At 53.0% G+C, this 18,612-nt stretch carries 18 protein-coding genes and 2 pseudogenes; 14 read left to right on the top strand and 6 right to left on the bottom strand.

Annotated features, from left to right (window positions below; genetic code table 11):
* Positions 1-193 precede the first annotated feature (193 nt).
* From ACR0B3_RS14735 to ACR0B3_RS14725, 3 genes and pseudogenes are all read left to right on the top strand, one after another.
* Entirely contained in the window at positions 194-1,372 is a 1,179-nt protein-coding gene (locus ACR0B3_RS14735; RefSeq protein ID WP_480809745.1) for a TIGR00180 family glycosyltransferase, read from the top strand.
* A 305-nt stretch (positions 1,373-1,677) separates the two neighbouring features.
* Positions 1,678-1,833: pseudogene (locus ACR0B3_RS14730) on the top strand (IS110 family transposase); the annotation flags it as partial.
* Positions 1,834-1,915: 82 nt separating this feature from the next.
* Entirely contained in the window at positions 1,916-2,596 is a 681-nt protein-coding gene (locus ACR0B3_RS14725) for an IS6 family transposase (protein WP_480809744.1), read from the top strand.
* Positions 2,597-2,990: 394 nt separating this feature from the next.
* Here ACR0B3_RS14725 and ACR0B3_RS14720 read toward each other — a convergent pair whose 3' ends face one another.
* Positions 2,991-3,803 (bottom strand): hypothetical protein, encoded by an 813-nt coding sequence (locus tag ACR0B3_RS14720; RefSeq protein ID WP_480809743.1) that lies wholly within the window; start codon positions 3,801-3,803, stop codon positions 2,991-2,993.
* A 257-nt stretch (positions 3,804-4,060) separates the two neighbouring features.
* Here ACR0B3_RS14720 and ACR0B3_RS14715 point away from each other — a divergent pair, with 257 nt between their 5' ends.
* The 5 genes from ACR0B3_RS14715 (at position 4,061) to ACR0B3_RS14695 (ending at position 6,254) form a co-directional block, all read left to right on the top strand.
* Positions 4,061-4,189 carry a hypothetical protein gene (locus tag ACR0B3_RS14715; protein ID WP_480809742.1) on the top strand — a complete coding sequence of 43 codons (129 nt, stop codon included), beginning with the start codon at positions 4,061-4,063 and terminating at the stop codon, positions 4,187-4,189.
* 115 nt (positions 4,190-4,304) lie between these two features.
* On the top strand, positions 4,305-4,655 hold the full coding sequence (locus ACR0B3_RS14710) for a hypothetical protein (protein ID WP_480809741.1): 351 nt from the start codon (positions 4,305-4,307) through the stop codon (positions 4,653-4,655).
* Between the two features lie 21 nt (positions 4,656-4,676).
* Positions 4,677-4,835, top strand: coding sequence for a hypothetical protein (locus tag ACR0B3_RS14705; protein ID WP_480809740.1), 159 nt, complete (start codon positions 4,677-4,679; stop codon positions 4,833-4,835).
* An 11-nt stretch (positions 4,836-4,846) separates the two neighbouring features.
* Entirely contained in the window at positions 4,847-4,984 is a 138-nt protein-coding gene (locus ACR0B3_RS14700) for a hypothetical protein (protein WP_480809739.1), read from the top strand.
* Between the two features lie 922 nt (positions 4,985-5,906).
* Complete coding sequence (locus ACR0B3_RS14695; protein WP_480809738.1) at positions 5,907-6,254, top strand: hypothetical protein; 348 nt, start codon at positions 5,907-5,909, stop codon at positions 6,252-6,254.
* A gap of 579 nt (positions 6,255-6,833) precedes the next feature.
* Here ACR0B3_RS14695 and ACR0B3_RS14690 read toward each other — a convergent pair.
* From ACR0B3_RS14690 to ACR0B3_RS14670, 5 genes are all read right to left on the bottom strand, one after another.
* Positions 6,834-7,850 carry an alpha/beta fold hydrolase gene (locus ACR0B3_RS14690; protein WP_480809737.1) on the bottom strand — a complete coding sequence of 339 codons (1,017 nt, stop codon included), beginning with the start codon at positions 7,848-7,850 and terminating at the stop codon, positions 6,834-6,836.
* A gap of 16 nt (positions 7,851-7,866) precedes the next feature.
* Complete coding sequence (locus ACR0B3_RS14685) at positions 7,867-9,306, bottom strand: glutamine synthetase family protein (RefSeq protein WP_480809736.1); 1,440 nt, start codon at positions 9,304-9,306, stop codon at positions 7,867-7,869.
* A gap of 102 nt (positions 9,307-9,408) precedes the next feature.
* Entirely contained in the window at positions 9,409-9,807 is a 399-nt protein-coding gene (locus ACR0B3_RS14680; protein ID WP_480809735.1) for an AraC family ligand binding domain-containing protein, read from the bottom strand.
* Positions 9,808-9,811: 4 nt separating this feature from the next.
* Positions 9,812-10,246, bottom strand: coding sequence for a lactoylglutathione lyase (gloA, locus tag ACR0B3_RS14675; RefSeq protein WP_480809734.1), 435 nt, complete (start codon positions 10,244-10,246; stop codon positions 9,812-9,814).
* Positions 10,247-10,265: 19 nt separating this feature from the next.
* Entirely contained in the window at positions 10,266-11,357 is a 1,092-nt protein-coding gene (locus ACR0B3_RS14670) for an aromatic ring-hydroxylating oxygenase subunit alpha (protein WP_480809733.1), read from the bottom strand.
* A 517-nt stretch (positions 11,358-11,874) separates the two neighbouring features.
* On the opposite strand from ACR0B3_RS14670, the gene ACR0B3_RS14665 reads away from it, so the two are divergent.
* The 6 genes and pseudogenes from ACR0B3_RS14665 to ACR0B3_RS14640 all read left to right on the top strand — a co-directional run bounded on the left by ACR0B3_RS14665 (position 11,875) and on the right by ACR0B3_RS14640 (position 18,569).
* Positions 11,875-12,321 carry an Lrp/AsnC family transcriptional regulator gene (locus ACR0B3_RS14665; protein WP_170683586.1) on the top strand — a complete coding sequence of 149 codons (447 nt, stop codon included), beginning with the start codon at positions 11,875-11,877 and terminating at the stop codon, positions 12,319-12,321.
* A gap of 283 nt (positions 12,322-12,604) precedes the next feature.
* A pseudogene (locus ACR0B3_RS14660) lies at positions 12,605-13,265 on the top strand (IS6 family transposase).
* Positions 13,266-13,590: 325 nt separating this feature from the next.
* Positions 13,591-14,673, top strand: coding sequence for an MHYT domain-containing protein (locus tag ACR0B3_RS14655; RefSeq protein WP_480809732.1), 1,083 nt, complete (start codon positions 13,591-13,593; stop codon positions 14,671-14,673).
* Between the two features lie 139 nt (positions 14,674-14,812).
* Complete coding sequence (locus ACR0B3_RS14650) at positions 14,813-15,646, top strand: FAD binding domain-containing protein (RefSeq protein WP_480809731.1); 834 nt, start codon at positions 14,813-14,815, stop codon at positions 15,644-15,646.
* Positions 15,647-15,660: 14 nt separating this feature from the next.
* On the top strand, positions 15,661-16,155 hold the full coding sequence (locus ACR0B3_RS14645; protein WP_480809730.1) for a (2Fe-2S)-binding protein: 495 nt from the start codon (positions 15,661-15,663) through the stop codon (positions 16,153-16,155).
* On the top strand, positions 16,152-18,569 hold the full coding sequence (locus tag ACR0B3_RS14640; protein ID WP_480809729.1) for an aerobic carbon-monoxide dehydrogenase large subunit: 2,418 nt from the start codon (positions 16,152-16,154) through the stop codon (positions 18,567-18,569). Before ACR0B3_RS14645 ends, ACR0B3_RS14640 begins: the two co-directional genes overlap by 4 nt.
* Positions 18,570-18,612 lie beyond the last annotated feature (43 nt).

The raw sequence follows: 18,612 nt of genomic DNA, 5'->3' as shown, positions 1-18,612 counted from the left end.
ACGGGTCGGGCTCTCAATACGAAACCAATACATTCGGTACTTCGCGAGTATAGAACCTAACCAGGGTTACTGGCGCTGAGCGCTATCTTATTGACACAATTTGCACAAGACGTAGTGAACAACGTCGCTTGTTTTTGGTGACACTCATGAATATAGAAAGTCGCGAAATAATCGCTTGGTGGAAGCAGCTATTATGCAACTCAAAGATCAAGTTGAAGTGTTGATCTTGACCATTAATCGGCATGAAAAGCTGCGACTGATGGTTAACTACATAAAGACGGAACTGGGGCTCAACATTATTGTCGCTGATGGTAGCGATGTCGCTTACCCGGGAAACTTTGATGGTGATGATGCAGTCACGTATCTGCACAGGCCAAAATCGTCGGTAATGTCCCGCATTGTCGATGGCTCATCGGCCTGCTCGACACCCTATTGCTTGATGTCTGCGGACGATGATTTTGTTCTTTTAGATGGCACCAAATCCTGCGTCGCCGCTTTGAATAACGATCCGGGCGCTTCTGTTGCCGTCGGCTCATTCTATCAATATCAGGTCCACTCAGCCAATGAGGTAGATATTAAGCTTCTTTATTTGGTGCAGTACCTGCAGAATTTGTTTCCACGTCGTGCATCCCAAAACATAGTGGGTCGGATGGAATATCTGACACAAAACATTATGCAGCTTGTATGGGCTGTACATAGAACGACATGCCTATACCGTATTGCGCAATCTTGTGTAAAAAAGGGCGCAGAAGAGACTTATCTGGGTGAGGGTTGTCTGGGTTATGGGCTTGCCTTGCAGGGTGATTACATAGTGGTGCCCGAGGCGTCATGCGTCCGAAGCATCATGCCACGAAACGCGGATCCCCTGGCGCGTCCTCAGCGCCATGTTTTTTCGAACGATCCAAATATCAAAGCGACCTATACCGCGACACTTGAAGCATTAGCGGAATTGGTGGAACCGAGCCTAGACGAAATTAACGCCAAGTCTCGTTATGAAGTTGCGTTTCGAAGCAAGCAAGAATGGTTGGACGCACTTTTTCGTGACAAAAGCCTTCACAGGCTAGATCCACCGCCAAGCATTCCAAAGGTTCAAAATCGCCGCTTTGATCTTCCAGACCTAGAGCTGTTCGGGACTTTGGATGACGGTCTGGTAATCGGTGATGTCGATACGACTATTGAAACTTTTGTGCCAGTTCTTCGCCATGCACGTGAAACAATCAATGACCACGACACCTTTGCCAAGCGGTTCAACAAGGAAAAGAAACCCGAAACGACCAAAGACGGTCTGCCGTCCAAAAAGAAGACGAGGTCATCTGACGCTAAGACTGGCGTTTTGCAGCGAATTAAGTCTGGATTTAACAAATTACAATGAATGCTGAGCGGAAGGTCAACCGTCTCAAAGCATCGCAAGTAACGCTACCAATAGGCCTTTCTAATTGTGCATTTGGTCATTTGATACAGCGGTCTAAGCACAATCCGTATCAGCAGGTACAACCACATGAATAAACAGGCGGCTTAATTGCGAGATATAGTTTTGAAGATCAGCGATGGGACAATGGATAACTTGACCAAACTTCTTCCATTTGGGACCACTCCTGTTGGTTGTGAAGGTGTAGGCGCCCCTGTTGGCCTCGATGTGCCATTGTGGGTTTGCAAACAACTTGAATGAAGGCGTCTATGGAAGAGATTAGCATTATTGGCCTGGATTTGGCGAAGAACATTTTCCAGGTGCACGGAGCGGTTAGAACAGGTCACGCTGTTCTCCGGAAGAAACTGCGCAGGGGTCAGCTCCTTGAGTTCTTCGCAGAACTGCCGCGTTGTGTGGTTGGGATCTGTTGCAAACTTTTGACCGTTGACGCTCATAAGTGCTTCGAGTGATTGGATATCGAAATATTGAAGTCGAAAGTCAGTTTTTATGATCTCTTTCAAAGGCGCGCAGTATCCGAAGGATGTGATCCTATTCGCTGTGTTCTTCTATGTCCGATACGGTGTGTCATATCGCGATCTAGAAGAGATCATGCATGAGCGAGGCGTTGCAGTGGATCACACGACGCTGAATCGCTGGGTGACGCGGTATGCAAGCGCAATCGGTGAAGCGGCGCGTCGTCGAAAGGGACCGTGCGACCGCTCCTGGAGAATGGACGAGACTTACATCAAGGTGAAAGGCAATTGGGTCTATCTCTATCGAGCTGTCGACAAGCACGGCAAGACACTTGATTTTATGCTTTCCCAGCGTCGAAACAAACCCGCGGCCACCATGTTCTTCGCCCGAATGCTGGAGGTCAACGGCCTTCCGAGAAAGATTGTCATCGACAAAAGTGGAGCTAACACGGCTGGCATCAAGGCCATCAACAAGATGCTGAAAGGTTTTGGTTGCCCGGCCCCAATTGAAATGGTCAGGCGGAAATACTTGAACTACATCGTGGAACAGGACCATCGATTCATCAAAAGACGAACCCGCCCGATGCTCGGCTTCAAGTCTCTTGTTTCGGCATCAGCGACTCTGGCGGGCTTCGAGGTTGCGCACATGATCCGTAAAGGCCAGTTCACGCCCGGACTCTGTCCGTTTCGTCAATTTTCCGCGTTGGCAATCTGAACTGAAGTGATCGCAGAACCATTTGGCTGACCTAAAACTTTGCAACGAAACCTTCTATTCGCCATAGCCACTGCTGTTCCATTGCTTCCTACTGCAAAGGTTACACCAAACTGGCGTTGGGCAGCCTTTTTTGGACTGATCTGCGGAGTGCTTCAGGACCGTATGCTTGATGCAGTTGGCAATCTCTTGGCAATTGCTCAGTAGGTGTAACAAAATTCAGTTATGACTATCAGATGTTGATGGCTCTTGCGAATCTCGATCTTTCAAGATTCGGTCACATTGCGGCAACATCTAGCACGATACTTTCGCAATCACGGCAGACTACTAACTGTGCTTTCACAGTACCTTCTGAACTCATTGCTGTTCTTGTTGAGTCAACAAGAACAGCAACGTTTTAGTGAGTCTGGATCAGCTTTGGCTTCGATCCACCTAGAGCGTCAGACATGTCTGCCTGCGCACCCTGGACTGAAACTAAATAGCTGCCAAAACCTACGAATGCCGCGAGAGCGAGCGCGGCAAGGCTCATTGCTGGGCGTGTTAGCACTTTTCCCTCCGTCTTCAAAACTGTGTCTCCGTTCGAATCCTTGTAGTATGGGATCTCACAAGCCCGCGGATCGATAAATTGCTGATCAAGGGCGTTGCTATAGATACTCTCTTCTCGCAGTAGTTCTTTACCGGCAAAGGGTTTATCCGGATTTTCAATCTGAGCCTTCACAACGAGATCGATTTTCTCGCAATCTTGGAGGTACTGTTCAAACTTAGGCAAGACACCCTCTGCAAGACGATACCACTTGAATCGCTTATCTCGCTTGTCTTCACGCATGACCTCAACCAAGCCACGCTGGGCAGCACCCGACAGGAACGCATCAATCTTCGCGTCAGTGATACGCTTGGCTTTGCCATTCTCGATCTTGATCGGGTCGCGAATTAGCTGCGCGACAAGACCATAGGCCTCGTCTTTGCCCAGCCACGTATAAGGCGAGCATGAAGCACCAAGATACTTCATGATGAAGCCTGCAAAACCCACAACAATCTGCTCATCGCTGCTGAAATGCTGATCAATGTTGAATACACTTCTCCATGCTCTGTTTTTCATAATTTGGCGATTTGACTCCGATGCCATGCGTACAAATGCACGCTGCATATATGAGGAGCTCGCATCTACCGCTTCCGCGGTTTCAGTGTTCAGTCGTGTCTGGTCGGTCATCTTTAACCTCCTAGGCATGTCTGCGCGTGTTGCGGAAGGCCAACTTACCAATGGCTCAGCGAAGCTGTCCATCAACTTTCGAGATAGAATGGATTTCCAAACTATTTTACCACAGCCAGTCTCGATCCAGATCCGGGAAAATACTTCTGATTTCAAAAATAATTACAATATTTCAATGTTTTGGAAAGAATCGCTCGCTGAGTTACCAATCGATTCGTGACCTATCACAAACTGAAAATTTACTCAGGAGAAGACACATGAAGATCAAGTTTTTGGCGGCCATGATCGTCGCAACAACCACCCTGGCAGCCAATTCTGCCCTGGCAGAGGAAGCGTGTATCAAGGCCTTTGGTGGCTTCGTCATATGCGGTGAGGTTGTCAAATAATGGAGCGCAAGTCGCCCAAAACCAAGGTCGAGCTCGCCACAGAGCTTGGCCTACCACCGTACTTCTTCATTCATCGGCTGTTTCTAGGCAGCCCCAAAATAAAGGGACCAAAGTCATGAAGAAACTCTCTATCGCCACCGTCGCATCTGCGGCACTCGTCACCACCCAGGCACTGGCCATCGATACAGGTGGTTGCACTGAGCACCAGGGTCCAGTCAAAATCTCGTCGGCTTATGAAGCGTGCTTAGGCACCTATGAAGAGTGTGAACAGCTAGGCAACCGCCAACTCGCAATCTCGTCGCCCTTCGACAAGTGTCTGCCTGATGTCTCGTACGATGAATGTGAGCTGATCCCGGTATCGGCTGAGGTAGCCACGCCGGAGGAGGTAGATCTCGCTTCGTTCATTATCGTCTGCTGGCGCGACAATTACGTTGAGGAAGCCTACGCCGGTTGCGCAGTCATCTAACTCAAAAAACTGGAGAAAGCCATGAAAGTACTGATCCCCGCCGTCCTCTTAGCGGCCAGTCTATCGACCGGCACCGCCGAGGCCGGAAACGGATACTTCTGGAACAAGCTGTTCGAGACCAATGACTGCGGTTCCGGAAGCATGTGCACAAACAAAGGCTACATCTGTGTCATCAAATAATGGAGGTTCCGATGAACAAAATACTCATCTTAAGCCTGCTAATTGCTGGAGGCTTTACCGCCTTCAGCTCAGGCACCGCCGAAGCGCATGTTTGGGTGTGCAAATGCACTGAGATCGTCGACTTCTGCTGGTGGGAAGATAACCACTAAGGCGGCGAGGCCCTGGGGAGATCCGGGGCCTTATAGTTATAATGGGGTCCTTTGGGGAACGGGGCGAAATGACACTCTAAAGGATTTTGGCAAGGCGGCTATTCGCACACGGCGCGGTGGATTCAACGAGAGAGCCCAACTATGACGGATGCTGCGCCGTGCTGGAAGGTCCGGTCTTGAAACGGCGGCCAAGACGGCCGTTTGTGCGAGGCTAACTAACGTGAGTGTAGGTCCGGAAGGTGAACCAAGGCCCAATCCCGGGACGGGTCTGCTGAGCTGTCAGGGGATTAAATTCTTGACTGGAATTTGAGTGATGCCGCAAGCTGAGGCTATCATGGGCGCGTATCGCATAATTCTTGTGTGTTTGAGTACCGTGTTGCTGAACATATCGAGTTCAGTGGCCCAGGAGGTGCGCAGACTTGATCCAAATCGCTATCTGAATGGTGAACCAATATGGCATGAGTACAGACATAAGGTGCAGTCGTTCACTGATGTACGTCTAGCCGAAGATGGTGAGTGGCGGATTTCATCGCAGTTCAGCAACGGAGCCAGAGGAGGTAGCACCAAAACGGCAGCATTTGTCAGGGCAATGTCGGTGAATGGCGACTGCCTATTCGGAGCGGCCCTAGACGCGATTATTCCGGGAACCCAAGGAGCCAGTTCCGCGAGGGAGAAGTTCGACTCTGCGAGTGGAACTATACCTCGCTATGTAGTTGGTATGGTAGATCACATAGAGTACTGGGCATCGCAAAATGTGAGTGAACACTCGCAGTGGTATGTGACTGGTGTTCACAATGGGGCATATGTAATCAAGCAAAAGCGGCTCTTTTGCAACCCCGAACAAAAGTACCCACCGCGACCGGCGGCAATTATTCCTTTGATCTCACATTCAATGAACTAATCTTGCAAGGAGGATAGAACATTGAAAAAAAGTCTCTTTTTGTTCGCTTCGATGCTTCTAGTTACATCGCCACATGCGTCTTTTGCAGAGTGTTCCGGTATTAGTTGTGAGGACGTGTCTATTGATGTTATCTCGCTACGCGCTGATCGTGATCCGGTTTGGATTTCTACATCGGGAGACGAAACTCAACTTGGCTGTATTCCTGAAGCGGGTGAATATTTGCGCCTCGACCCAACAAGTGCAGCTGGAAAGAATGTGCTCACAGCAATTCTAGCCGCGAAAGTTGGCAATCAAATGACTGATATTAGGATAGAAGAGTCGACCGATCCGGATGACGGATGCAAAATCGTTTACATAAATCTAGAGTAACCGTTACGCTGTCGGCGCAACTTATCCGGAAAAGATGAAAGCAATTGCGCCGTGGGGAACCATCAATTGGGCCAAAGGAAGATTAATATTCACAGTTCTTCGCTATGAGCAGCTCATCGGGCGACGACAACCGTTTTGGATCTTTGGCTGCCGACGTTCCCGGAAGCCGACATTGGAGCAACCGAAACGGATGTCGGGAAAGTCCGCATTTGTGGAGTTCGACCTATCTAAAGTTTCGCACTCGCAGCGAATGACCGGAAAGCGGGCTGCGATCGCAGCATCTCGGGGTACCGCCCAATGTCTCCTTGGGGCCGTTGGATGTATCGTGGAAAGCAGGGCAGTGGCTTGTGCTGCGTCTGCACCGAGTTCTGCAAGGAGCCCACTGTGTCAAATTCTGCAACTGGTGTCACTGTCAGTAAAACGCAGAAAAGCGGACATTGCAAAATGGGACAAATTGTCCAAAGGGTAAAGTTACTTAAGTCGTTATGTTTGCAGTTCAGTTTCCGACTTGCCGCTCTTCACTTGAAGAAAGTGCCGGTCACAAAGGGCCGAGTACAATTTCATATTCTTTGCTAAGCTTTAATCTTGCAGAAGCTCTTGGATATTGAGATCCAACTGTGCCGTAAATCCTGTGTCATTGCCCGGGTTTGCGGCGCAATGACCCCATGGCGAGTCGTAAGGGCGGAAGATGGCGTTAGGCATGTGTTGGGCTTCGATTTCATTATCTTCGGGTGGGAAATACAGATCCTGCGTACACGGCATCAGGATGGCACGAGCTTCGATTGCACCTAGTGCTTGTTTGCAATCCCCATTGTAAAGCGGCCCGGTAGAGATATCGCCAGCTTGCCAGGTTGCAAGCTTGGCCAGCAGGTCGTTGGCATCCCAGCCCAGCACGTGGTCGCGCTCCCAATCCTGCATCAGCTCTTCGATGGTTTGAAACCCGAGTTGGCGATAAAGCCCGTCGCGGTAAAAGGTCTGAGAGAAGGCCCAACCCGCGTAAACGCGGCCAAAGGCCTTGAGACCTACCTCGGGCGGTTTAACATAGTTGCCATCTTTCCAATTCTGATCTGCGCAGAGGGCAGCCTTGACCCCTTCGAGGAATACGAAATTATGCGGTGAAGTTCGGGCCGACGCGCAAAAGGGCAATATCGCCTGGACCATGTCTGGGTATTGCGCCGCCCATTGGTAGGATTGACAGCCCGCCATGGACCAGCCAGCGACTAGAGCGATTTCTTTGATGCCAAGGTGATCGTGGATCAACCGATGCTGCGCGGCGACGTTGTCCCACATCTGTATCAGCGGAAAGCGAGGGCCGTCCTGCGGCGCAGGCGTATTCGATGGCGACGACGAACGACCATTGCCAAACAGGTTTGGGCTGACAATGAAATGCCGTGCCGGATCAATCGCTCGACCTGGGCCAAAAAACCCTTCGTTGCGAGAATTTGTACCTGTGTAAAAGGTCGGCAGGACGATGACATTGTCACCTGTCGCCGACAATGTGCCATAAGTCTGATAGGCAAGTTTGGCGTCCTTCAATGTGTCGCCCGACAGGAGCGGCAGGTCACCCAGCTCGTATATCTGAAATTCCGCCATCATCTGGTCCGTCCTGGGTTCAGTAAAGCCGCAGATATTCCTTAACTTCCCAATCCGTGACTGATTGATGATAGCGCTCCCACTCGTCGTTCTTGTAATCGAGGTATGATTTACGCATCACTGGCCCCATCACATGTTCCGCCATTTCGTCACTGCGCAAGGCTTCGATCGCATTGAACAAAGTGCGCGGCAAACGCCGGATCCCCAGCTCAGCAAGCTCGGTTTCGGTTTTGGAATACAGGTCGAAATCTGTCGGTTTACCCGGGTCAATCTTGTTTTTGATGCCCATAACTCCGCAACTCAGATGCATCGCCATCGCGAGATAGACATTCATGGTCATGTCGCAGGCGCGGTTTTCGATGCAATGGCGGCTCTGCGGCAGGCGGAACTGGGCCGAGCGGTTATTGAAACCGTATGTGATATTGGTTGGTGCCCAGGTGACTGTGCCACCCTCAAATCCACCGACACGAGGCACGAGGCCGTTGTAGGAGTTCACCGTCGGACAGGTAATCGCGGTGATCGCTTCAGCGTGCTGCATCAATCCGCCGACGGCCCATCGGCTTTCGTCGCTCCAGTCGCCATCGGGCGTTTCGAAAATGTTCTCACCCGGACGGCTTTCATGCTGCATCGACATGTTGATATGCGCTCCCGATCGCCAGTCGCCCACTGTCGGTTTCGGCATAAAGGTCACGAACATCCCGTGCTTTTTTGCCACCTCTTTCAAAGTGATCCTCAGAAACGCAAGACGGTCGGACATCTCCAGCATGTTGGTATAGTGGAAATCAAGTTCGAACTGTGAATACGCACCCTCGGCGACTACGTCATGCAGGTTCCAACCCAGACCTTCGATGATGTCGATCATGTCTTTCAAAAATGCCATCGAGTCGATCGAGTATTCAACGTCATAGCCAAAAGCCTGACGGCGTGGTCGGACGCCGACAAAAGGGTCGTCGTCAAAGGCCTTCACCGGCTGACCGGCGTCGTCGTATTTCATTACGATGAACTCGGGCTCTACCCCGGCATAACCGGTGTACCCTTCCAGCGCAGCTTCGTGCATTGCGCGCTTCAGGGCCTGACGCGGGCAAACGTTATAAGGCGCATCTTCCCAGTACAGGTCCGAGAATATGATCGCCATTGATGTGTCCCATGGACAGACGTAGACGGCGTCAAGATCCGGCACCACCACTTGATCGCTGTCGGCGGGGCTGAGTTCGGGCACGTACGAAATCGAATGCACCGCAAATTGCGGGCCTTTCCCAAGGCAGAGCTGTTCAAAATCGCTTATCGGGACGGGTTTGGTTTTTGGAATGCCATGCAGGTCGATCCACGCGGCCATAACATACTTGACACCTGTCTCTTCCAAACGTTGTTGAACTTCTGGGATATGCGGGCGGTTCCGCTCTACAGCGTCGTGGAATGTCTCAAAATAGATGCGGGCGTTGGCATTATCCTTGGGCATTCGGCATCCTCCCATCGAATGGCTATTAGATTTTGTCCGCCGAGGGTGACGCCCCGGCGTTTGTACTGGTTTCTGTCGTCTTGTCGCTCAGCGAATAGGTGCTCAGCCGGGTACAAAATCTTCAGGGTCAATGCCCGGAACCTGAGTGATCCCGGCAAGCTGTTTCCAGTTGTGAGGGTAGGCGGCATAGAAGATCACGCACTTGCCGTCCGCCTCGTAGGAAATGTGGTTGTCCTTGGGAACAAACAGCACGTCACCACGGTTGCAGACAAAGCTTTTACCGTCGCAGACCAACCGGAAGGTACCCTCAAGACAATAAATGATCTCGTCACAGGTCAGATCCCAAGGCACCTTGATGTTATTCAGTACATTGATACCGCCGCACATCGACTTGCTGAATTCGCTAGTCACCATCGGTTTGATGTAGGTATCGCTGTCGCCCATCGAGTCGTAACGGTTTTGAACCAGATCGAATTTGAAAAGTTGAGGTGTTTCACCCATGTGATCAGCCTTCCTGCGACAGATGTTTTAGTATGGATTCGTTTAATTCGACTTTGTAACCATCAGGGTCCTCGCAAAAGGCGATGACCCTTGTGCCGTTTTTCATCGGTCCCGGCGGGCGGGTAATGTTTACTCCGGCCGCAGCCAGCTGTTCGCATGCGGCATAGACATCCGGTGTTTCGATACAGATGTGTCCCCAGCCGTTACCCTTGTCATAAGGCGTGTCCTGATCCCAATTGGCGGTCAGCTCCAGCGTGGGAAACTCGGCCTCGGGCCCATAACCGATAAACGTGTTGGTGAATTTTCCTTCGGGGTAATTCGTGCGCCGCAGCACCTCCATACCAAGAATTCCGCAATAGAAGTCCAGCGACTTCTCCATGTTTGTGACCCGCATCATCGTATGGGCCAGACGAAACCCTTTGGATATGGAGTTGCTCATTGTCTTTGTTCCTTCTTGCTTATTCGCCGGCCACGTCACGCTCGATCAAATCTTGAAAGGCGCGCACACTATCCTCCCAGGCGGGCGACAAAAGCCCGCCATCCTCGGCGACCGGGGATTTGCGGCCTTCAAACATGCGCTCGACCATCTCGTGGTCTTCTTTATGGACATCCCACCATAGGTTCCTGAGAGCTTGTACTTCTTCGATGCTCAGTTTCTGGCCCTCGGTGGTATAAAGCGCTCGGTATTGGCGCATTTTTCCAGGGCCAATGGGAACGTTTAAATAAACGCCCAGCTGATCCGGGAAGTAACGACCCAGAATGAAATTGGGGTACAGTGTCAGATAACGAGAGCTGACACCCAAACTGCCGGATGTGCCCAGCTCTTCATTCAGGTCCACCGCGCTGCCAATACAGGTGCCATCGATGATGGTATAGTGGTTTTCCAAGGGCTGATCGGTGGTCGAGGCATGTACGAACTGGACGTGGTAGGGCTCGATAAAATTCTCCATAATCAGCTTCCAGTTGGTGTCGATCTCACCAAAATCGAGCAATCCAATTGGTTCCAACCTATCAAAGTCCATCCCTTCGAGCCGGCTGATCAAGGGTGCTGCATAATCTTCGAAATCTGGTGCATTTCCATCCAGATTGACGAAGATCCAGTCGTGCCAGACATGGGTGCGGACCGGTTTCAGTCGATGGTTTTTGATGTCGAACCCGTCGAACTCCTGCTTTCCGGTTCCTGCAAAATGCGGTGCAGCCCTCAGGCGACCATCCAGATCATAGGCCCAGGCGTGATAGGGGCAGCGGATCAGCTTGCCGACATTCTTGGGCTTGTCGACCAGTGTCATGCAGCGGTGCAGGCAAACATTATGAAATACTTGTATTGCACCATCACGGTTGCGCACCGCCAACAACGGCAAGTCGGCGCAGGTAACAGGATGTGCGTCGCCGGGATCAGCCATCTGATGGGCAAACCCGATGAATACCCAATTCTTGGCCAGGACGGTCTGGCACTCCCGCTGCCAGAACTCTTCGCTGCGATACGCCTCAGCGATCAGCCCATGCTGAGGCCCGGCAACTGCCTGTGCGCTTTTCTCGGCAATTGTCATTACTCCTCCCTTCGACGCTGCCACTTGCGCCCACCGGTGGAGAGCTTAGCGCAAGGTTTTTTTTACCGTTTCTCGCGGATAGTCTGCTCGCAGACTTGTCCCTCCGCGCTGGTTTGATGTTCATTGCGAATATCGTATGTCAGCCCTCCCGGATTTCGATATCCGCTGACTATGTAGATATTTCAGCAAGAATCAGAAGTGTTCTGGTCAAAAAACGGCATTTAGATACGAATTTCGAATAATTCAATCGAATTCGTAGCGTGGTTCACCAACTCGCCAGAATAATGCTAAAAAATCGTTAATAGTCACGCAGTATGGTACTTGAAAACTGAAGCGCAGAGGTCAAAAGATGTCGTTTTTCGCACTTCCGCCCAGAGATTTCCAGGTAGCAATTGCGGAATTCGACACCCTAACCTAATCTGAGCTGCGAATACAGCAACCGAGCCTAAAGCATATGTCAGTCAGGAAGAAATCCAATATGCGCATCACCCAGAACATTCGATCCCCAAGAGATGACTTGAACCAACAAATCATCCGGCTTTTACAGCAAGACGGTCGAATGGCCTTCTCTGAAATTGCGCAGCAGTTGGATGTATCTGAAGGAACCATTCGCAACAGGGTAAGCGGGTTGCGGGACAACAACATGTTGCGGATCGTTGCGATGTCTGATCCCGTAGCCACGGAATACACCACCGACGCGATGATTGGGTTGAATGTGGCCACGGGTGTGACCCCGCGCCAGGTCGCCGAGCGTCTTGAAAAGCACCCTCGAGTGGTCTTCATTCTATGGGTCGCAGGGCGCTACGATTTAATCATTGAACTCGTCAGCGACGATAGCGATGCATTACAAGAATTTCTTGAACAAGAAATCCACGCAAGCGAAGATATCGCCAACGCTGACGTTATGCCGGGGCTGAAGAATTTTAAGAACCAATTTCTGCTAAAGCAGGGTGTAAACGGGTGACCGAGAAAAATTCGGTAACTGAAATTTTGGGCGAATGGATTTTAATGGGGATTATTGGGGATATCGTTACACCGATCTCAACACCACGCCGACATCGCGCACTCTTCTGAGCAAACCGACATTGTCGGACTATTTTCTCTGAATGTTGGCTCCTACTGTGAGTTACCGCTTTGGGTGACCAGCGTTAATTGTGCCAAGACTAAAAGACGGCGAGTTTGTCCAGCAGAGTTCCTGTTCGGATAACACGTGATTTCGCGACTGCTGCGAATGGCAGGAATGTGGGCTGCTACCGCAGCATCTTGGCCCGTTCGCGGTCTTCTTCTATGTCCGTTTCGGCGTGTCCAATCGCGATCTGGAAGAAATCATGCTCGAGCGAGGCGTCGCGGTGGATCACACGACACTTAACCACTGGGTGAAAAGATACTCTAGCGCAATTGCAGAGACCGCTCGTCGCCGCAAGAAATCTTGCGACCGCTCTTGGAGAATGGACGAAACCTACATCAATGTTAATGGCGCGTGGGTTTACCTCAATCGAGCTGTCAACAAGCACGTTAAGTCGCTTGGTTTCATGCTTTCGCAGCAACGAAACAAACCCGCCGCCACCAAATTCTTTGCCCAGACGTTGGAAGTCAACGGCCTTCCGAGAAAGATTGTCATCGACAACAGCAGTGCCAACACGGCTGGCATCAAGGCCATAAACAAGATGTTGAAAGGTTTTGGTTGCCCAGTCCCAATTGAAATGGTCAGGCGGAAATTCTTGAACAACATTGTGGAATAAGACCACCGTCTCATCAAAAAGACGAACCCGCCCGATGCTGGGTTTCAAAGCCTTCGCATCAGCAGCAGCAACATTGGACGGAATCGAAGTGGCGCACATGATCCGCAAAGATCAACTCACGCCCGGACTCTGTCCGTTTCGCCAGTTCGCGGAACTTGCCTCTTAAACCTGCTGCTACAGCGCGTTCACTTCAGCCAACCAAAACTTCGCAACAGAACCGCAGATGACCGCCATCTTTCATGGCTAGATCCGCAACCATCTTATTAACTATGAGCGATCCCCCTCTAGCTAGGACACTTTCGTGCAGACCCGTTCCGCCGCTGCTGCCGAATGGCGAGAACTTGATGCAGAACACAGGACAGCTTTGCTAGCCTCACTGAGACCGTTCGAATTCCTCTGCACGTGCTGCTGCAGTCCAGTCAGAGTAGATTGTGCCGGGAATTTCAGTTTGCTAACGTCAGACACGCGCTGGGGAGGGCGGGTACACCTATATGCTGGACTATTCGCACAACGCCTGGCTTGTGGCGGCCTCTTTGGCCGTGGCGCTGATGGCCGGATTTACCGGCCTTTATCTGACGCATGGCGCGTCCCGGCTGGATAGCCAACGTCGCAAGCTTGTCGTTGCTCTGGCTGCGGTCATTCTGGGCGGCGGTATCTGGTCGATGCATTTCGTTGCCATGCTGGGCCTGCAGCTGCCGATACTGTTTTACTACGACGCTCTGATCACTCTGATCTCTGCGCTTGTAGCGATCTTGATGGTTGGGCTGGCGTTGTTGTTGCTGCATTTCCGTCCGCGTACGCCTCAGACAATGATCGGATCGGGGGTGATCGTGGGGCTGGGCATCGTGGTGATGCACTATATCGGCATGGCCGGAATGCAGTTATGCCGCCCCGTGTACAATGTTTTGGACGTAGCTCTGGCGACGTTGGCGTCGGTGATGCTGTCGGTCGCGGCTATTTGGGTTGCTTATGGAAACCGCACGCAACGCAATATTCTGCTGGGCACAATTTGCTTTGGGTTGGCCGTTTTTACTATGCACTTTGTGGCTACCGGTCTGACCGACTTTGTAGCAATTGACACCGCCGGCGGTGCGGGACCCGCGCTGGACAATCAGGTTCTGGCAATGGGCGTCACGCTGTCTGTTTTCCTGATCTGCGGAGCTTTTCTGCTGACCGGGATCTCGTTCATCGAACCGAAAGAAAAGTTGGTGCCCGAACGCACGCTGGAACCTACCTCTCTACGTGCAGGTGTGCCTTTCGAACGCGAAGGCCAGACCTATTTCACCGAACCTGCCAGTATCGCCGCAATCAGGGCCGAAGGGCACTATACTGTCCTTTACTTGGGTGCTGAAAAACTGTTCTGCCCCTGGTCGATCACCGAGGCCGAAACCCGTCTGAAAGCAGATGGGTTTTTGCGCGCCCATCGAAGTTACCTGTTGAACCCCAAACATGTCTCAAGATTTGAACGTCACAAGGACAACGGTACCTGTTATTTCGACGATATCGACGCGTTGAACAAGGTTCCAGTCAGCCGATCGCGTCTGACAGACATTCGCGAGGCTTTGGGCCTCTGATCGCAACTCGTGCAGTCTATTCGCATTTCGTGAAACAACCTGCGCGCTCGGTTCCTACTGTCTGGAACGCCTGGGCGCGCCGCTCTTTCCTATCCGCAGGTCCCCCAAGGCACACCGCTCGGACCCAGGGAGGAAAAACATGATACCAGCCGGTTTTGAGTATCACCGGCCAGGCGACATCGCCTCGGCCATCGGCATTCTACAGGAACACGGAGACGAGGCGCGCGTGATCGCAGGCGGGCACAGCCTGATCCCTATGATGAAACTGCGCATGGCTGAGATGGGCCATCTGGTCGACCTGCAGGCGATTGAGGAGCTCAAAGGGATCGAGGTCAGGTCCGACACCGTGACATTGGGCGCGATGGTGACTCAGCACGAACTGATCACCCATGACGGTCTGGCCACGGCCATTCCGTTGATCCGCGAAGCCGCATTGCAGATCGCTGATCCGCAAGTGCGTTATATGGGCACGGTTGGTGGCAACGTCGCCAATGGGGATCCAGGGAATGACATGCCGGGATTGATGCAGTGCCTGAACGCCACGTTTGAGTTGTCCGGTCCCGATGGTAACCGCAGCGTTGCGGCACGTGACTTCTACGAGGCTGCTTATTTCACCGCCCGTGAAGATGAGGAAATCCTGACACGCATCTCGATTCCGGTCCCCGAATCCGGCGTGGGGCAAGCCTACGAAAAGCAAAAACGCAAGATAGGCGACTACGCTACCGCTGCCGCCGCAGTGATGGTTGGAAATGGTACGGCGTCAGTTGCGATGACCAATCTGGCCGACACTCCCGTCTGGTCCGTAAATGCGAGCAGCGCTTTGGCGGGTGGTGACGTCGAAGGCTGCGTTTCGGCAATGCTCGACGCGATTGATCCGGTGGCTGACAACCGCGGCCCCGTCGAATTCAAGAAACACGTTGCCGCCGTAATGCTGTGCCGCGCCATCGACCGTGCGCAAAGCCGTGCGGTCTGAGGGGAGAAACACTCATGTCGAAAATGCACATCAAACTTACCGTGAACGGCAAGCAGGTCGAAGGTCTGGCTGAGCCGCGCACTCTGTTGATCCACTTCCTGCGGGAAGATCTGAAAATCACCGGTCCTCATATTGGGTGCGAGACCAGCCATTGCGGCGCCTGCACCGTGGATATCGACGGTAAATCCGTCAAATCCTGCACAACTTTCGTAGCGCAAGTGAACGGTGCTGATATCACCACCGTCGAGGGGCTGACCAATGACGATGGCAGCCTTGGTGTTCTGCAAGAGATGTTCCGCGAACATCACGGGCTACAGTGCGGCTTCTGCACGCCGGGCATGATCACCCGCGCGCATCGCCTGCTGCAGGAAAACCCGAACCCGACCGAGGAAGAAATCCGCTTCGGCATGTCTGGGAACCTCTGCCGCTGCACTGGGTATCAGAACATCGTCAAGGCGATCTCAGCCTCGGCTGACATGCTGAACGCACAGAAGGAGGCTGCGGAATGAACGATCAAACCATGACCCCCGAAGAACGCGCCGCCAACCTCAAAGGGATGGGAAGCTCGCGCAAACGCGTCGAGGATGTGCGCTTTACCCAAGGCAAGGGCAACTATGTCGATGACATCAAGCTGGACGGGATGCTGTTCGGCGCGTTTGTCCGCTCGCCTTACGCACATGCTCGTGTCGTCAGTGTGAACAAGGACGCTGCGCTGGCTGTGCCCGGTGTGGTTGCCGTGCTGACCGCCGAAGACCTTGCGCCGCTGGGCCTGCATTGGATGCCGACACTGGCCGGTGACAAGCAAATGGTGCTGGCCGATGGCAAGGTTCTGTTCCAGGGCCAGGAAGTCGCTTATGTCGTCGCTGAAAACCGATACATTGCAGCGGACGCGGCAGAGCTGGTCGAGGTCGACTACGAAGAACTGCCAGTCCTGACCGATCCTTTTGAGGCGCTACAATCGGATGTTGTCCTTCGCGAAGACCTCGCGGGCCAGACCGAAGGCGCCCATGGGCCGCGCAAACATCACAACCACATCTTCACCTGGGAGCAGGGCGACAAAGACGCCACCGAAGCGGTTCTAGGCGAGGCCGATGTCGTGGCCGAAGAGATGGTCTATTACCATCGGACTCACCCTTGTCCGTTGGAGACCTGCGGCTGTGTTGCGTCCATGGACAAGGTGACCGGCAAGTTGACGCTCTACGGTACATTCCAAGCCCCGCACGCGATCCGGACCGTCGTGTCGCTGATCTCGGGGTTGGCCGAGCACAATATCCGAGTGATCAGCCCTGATATCGGCGGTGGCTTCGGCAACAAGGTTGGTGCTTATGCAGGCTACGTCTGCTCGGTTGTCGCCTCGATCGTCACCGGCCAGCCGGTGAAATGGGTCGAGAACCGGATGGAAAACCTGATGTCTACCGCCTTTGCCCGCGATTACTGGATGCAGGGCAAGATTGCCGCCACAAAAGACGGCAAGATCACTGGTCTCTGGTGCCATACTACTGCCGATCATGGTGGATTCGATGCTTGTGCCGACCCGACCAAGTTTCCAGCCGGTTTCATGAATATCTGCACCGGTTCGTATGACATCCCAACCGCCTATCTGGCTGTGGACGGAGTCTACACGAACAAGGCGCCGGGCGGTGTGGCCTATCGCTGCTCGTTCAGGGTGACTGAAGCTGCCTATTTCATCGAACGGATGATCGAGGTACTGGCCATCAAGCTGAACATGGACGCGGCCGAGTTGCGCCGTATCAACTTCATCAAGGCCGATCAGTTCCCGTACCAGTCCGCGCTGGGTTGGGAGTATGACTCGGGTGATTATCACACTGCGTGGGATAAGGCGTTGAAGGCCGTGGATTATGAAGGTCTGCGGGCGGAACAGGCGCAGCGGATCGAGGACTTCAAAGCCGGAAAGACCCGCAAACTGCTGGGCATCGGCTTGACGCATTTCACCGAAATTGTCGGGGCCGGACCGGTCAAGAACTGCGATATCCTCGGTCTGGGTATGTTCGACTCCTGCGAAATCCGCATCCACCCGACCGGCTCCGCCATCGCGCGGCTGGGGACGATCTCTCAGGGTCAGGGCCATGCTACGACCTTTGCCCAGATCATCGCCAGTGAGATCGGCTTGCCTGCCGACGATATCACGCTGGAGGAAGGTGACACCGACACCGCGCCTTATGGGCTTGGGACCTATGGGTCTCGGTCGACACCTGTGGCCGGTGCGGCAACGGCGATGGCCGCCCGCAAAATCCGCGCCAAGGCGCAGATGATCGCAGCCTACTTGCTGGAAGTGCATGACGACGACGTCGAATGGGACGTGGATCGGTTCTCAGTCAAAGGTGCGCCTGAGCGGTTCAAGACCATGAAGGAAATCGCCTTTGCCGCCTACAATCAGGCGATCCCAGGGCTGGAGCCCGGTCTAGAGGCGGTCAGCTACTATGACCCGCCGAACATGACTTATCCGTTCGGAGCTTATATCTGCGTTATGGAGATTGACGTCGATACCGGCGAATGGGAGGTCAGGCAGTTCTATGCGCTGGACGATTGCGGGACCCGGATCAACCCCATGATCATCGAAGGTCAGGTCCATGGCGGCGTGACCGAGGCTCTGGCAATCGCTATGGGTCAGGAAATCGCGTATGATGAGATGGGTAACGTCAAGACCGGTACGTTGATGGACTTCTTCTTACCCACCGCGTGGGAGACGCCCAACTACACCACCGATCACACGGTGACGCCGTCTCCGCACCACCCGATCGGTGCAAAAGGCGTTGGCGAAAGCCCGAATGTCGGGGGCGTTCCTGCGTTCTCGAACGCGGTGCATGATGCCTTCCGTCCGTTTGGCCTAGTCCAAAGCCACATGCCGCATGACCACTGGCGTATCTGGAAGATCGCCAACGGTCTGGGAATGCACGGCTAACAGGAAAAGCTGCCGCGCTGGAATACGGCGCGGCGGCAATCCG

It is taken from the genome of Ruegeria sp. CE9 (genome assembly GCF_056537425.1).
Note: the sequence above shows the minus strand (reverse complement) of the source record. Positions and strands in the feature narration are given on the sequence as shown.